The organism is Shewanella abyssi, from assembly GCF_023284025.1.
Lineage (GTDB): Bacteria > Pseudomonadota > Gammaproteobacteria > Enterobacterales > Shewanellaceae > Shewanella > Shewanella abyssi.
In genome coordinates, this window is the sequence record NZ_JAKIKR010000114.1 from 1 (window position 1) to 2,015 (window position 2,015).

Annotated in this window: 1 protein-coding gene and 1 pseudogene; both read right to left on the reverse strand. The window is 43.7% G+C overall.

Annotated features, from left to right (window positions below; all coding sequences use genetic code 11):
• The coding region (locus L2755_RS21910; protein WP_248982750.1) for a DUF6531 domain-containing protein at positions 1-1,353 on the reverse strand (1,353 nt) is incomplete at its 3' end.
• A gap of 302 nt (positions 1,354-1,655) precedes the next feature.
• Positions 1,656-1,944: pseudogene (locus tag L2755_RS21915) on the reverse strand (tyrosine-type recombinase/integrase); the annotation flags it as partial.
• Positions 1,945-2,015 lie beyond the last annotated feature (71 nt).

Below are 2,015 nucleotides of genomic sequence, written 5' to 3' on the forward strand. Positions count from 1 at the left end.
CGTAGTGATTTTAACGGGCTTATCGAATACAGTATGCCACTCGGTTTGCTTACTTATTGCCGTCGGACTGCCTGAGCCAAGCATGCTTTCGGTGATCAATCCCCGTTCGTTGTATGCGGTGGTAGTGACGAGCCCATTCCAGTCGGTTTGACTGGTTTGACGACCGTAGTCATCATACTCATAGCCTTGGTTTGCGCTGCTGCAATAATTACCCGCGTGGCCCGTTATTTCTGTCGCCACTTTTTGACCATTCACTTGCGTAAATTGATAAGTCGTTTGCTTACCTAACGCATTGGTGACCGTGGTTTTTAAATCACCATGATAAGTAAATTCGGTACGCTCAGCGCCATCGGCATGCTCACTGCTTATCGCTCTGCCTTGTTCATCATATTGCCAGCGTGCATAATTTTCATCGTTGATATTGATAGCGGTTAATGCGCTAGGATGACGCAGATCTTCATACAAATAGCTTTTATCGCTACCATCAGGGAAGTTCACCTGGCTTAATAAGCCACTGTGATTATAGTCATAGGCATATACTGCACCATTGGCGTCAGTCACCTGCGATATAAGGCCTGAGTCCTGGTAACTTATCTCGATAGTGCGACCAGAGGTACTTAATACTGTGGAGAGTTGTTCATGCTGATATAGCAGGTTTACCGATTCAGTATTGTTGGCCATCGCAGTTAACTGGCCTTGGGCATTAAAGTTAAAATTAACCTCGCCTTGCTTAAATACCCAGCCACCATTATCTGTTTCTAACAAGTCAGCCAGCCTACCATTGCTGTCGAGCCAAAACTTAGTGCCTGCAATTGCAGAAAAAACGTGCATACGCCCGTCAGGTGTTGAAATAGTTAAACCTTGCTTAATGCCAATCTCGTTAGTCTGTACTGCTAGCTGGAAATCGTAATTGCTGCGCCAAACCTTACCCAAGGTACCTTCATTGCTACTGCGCTGAAAGTAAAATCGGCCAAAGCTGAGTAGACTATTAGCAACGCTAAAGTCTTGCTCTACTTGATATTTAGTCCCAGAGGCGATCAGTACAGGGTTACCAGCACAGGTTTTTTCCGTGTTGCTGTTGTCTGTGTTGGTCGTGTCCGTATTATTAGAGTCGTTATTAGAGCCACCACCTGGATCATAAGGTTCATATTCCCAATCTGGATCACGATCGTTATGGCTGCATTGCCCCTCAGTAATAGTCGTCCAACATACAGTTTGAGGGGCTGGATAACCATTTGCATTGGTATATGCTGTAGTACATGACGTACCAAGCTGGGGACAACCCGCGATGGCTTGCGACATCGGGCCAAATAGTAATGCCCCTAGAATAGTTGTTTTAAAAATCAATCTCATTTGTTGTAATCTATCTCTGGAAAAAGAGACTTATCGTATAAAGTATCCCTGGATGCATCAGTAGGTTAAAAGGCTGATTATACCTTTGATAATAAAAGCTAAAGTGTGATTATGTTTTTTAAAAGGATAACCGTTAAACACTTAGTGCATAGTTCTACTGCTATTATTGTTAAATGGTGCAGCTATAAGAGCCCCTCTATCATTGCCAATAAGCAGTTACGATATGCAGAAAATGCACTGCAATAACACTGCAGCTTGCCCAGCGAACTAGGGCACAGAGTCGGAGGACCGCTGCTAAGTGGCTATATATCGATATCTTCAGATATTTGAAGTGCATCTTCAATTTCAACTCCAAGATAGCGAATGGTGCTATCAAGTTTAACGTGACCCAGTAATAGCTGGGTCACGTATGTTCTGTGTTTTAGCGTAAATCAATGTCGCCTTAGTCCATCTCATGGAGTGCGTACCCTATAATAATGGGTCAAAGCCCTACGCTTCTGCCCAGTGAAGAATGATCTTAGCGTAGTTGCAATAGCTCATCGGTTGATGGACTCTTCTCGGGCTAGGAAAAAGGAAGTCCTGTGCCGCTAAATAAGTTTATGGTAATGGATGTAAGTTGAGCCAGTAATAAATGGCGGGTTTATGTTTCAAATAGGGAAGAT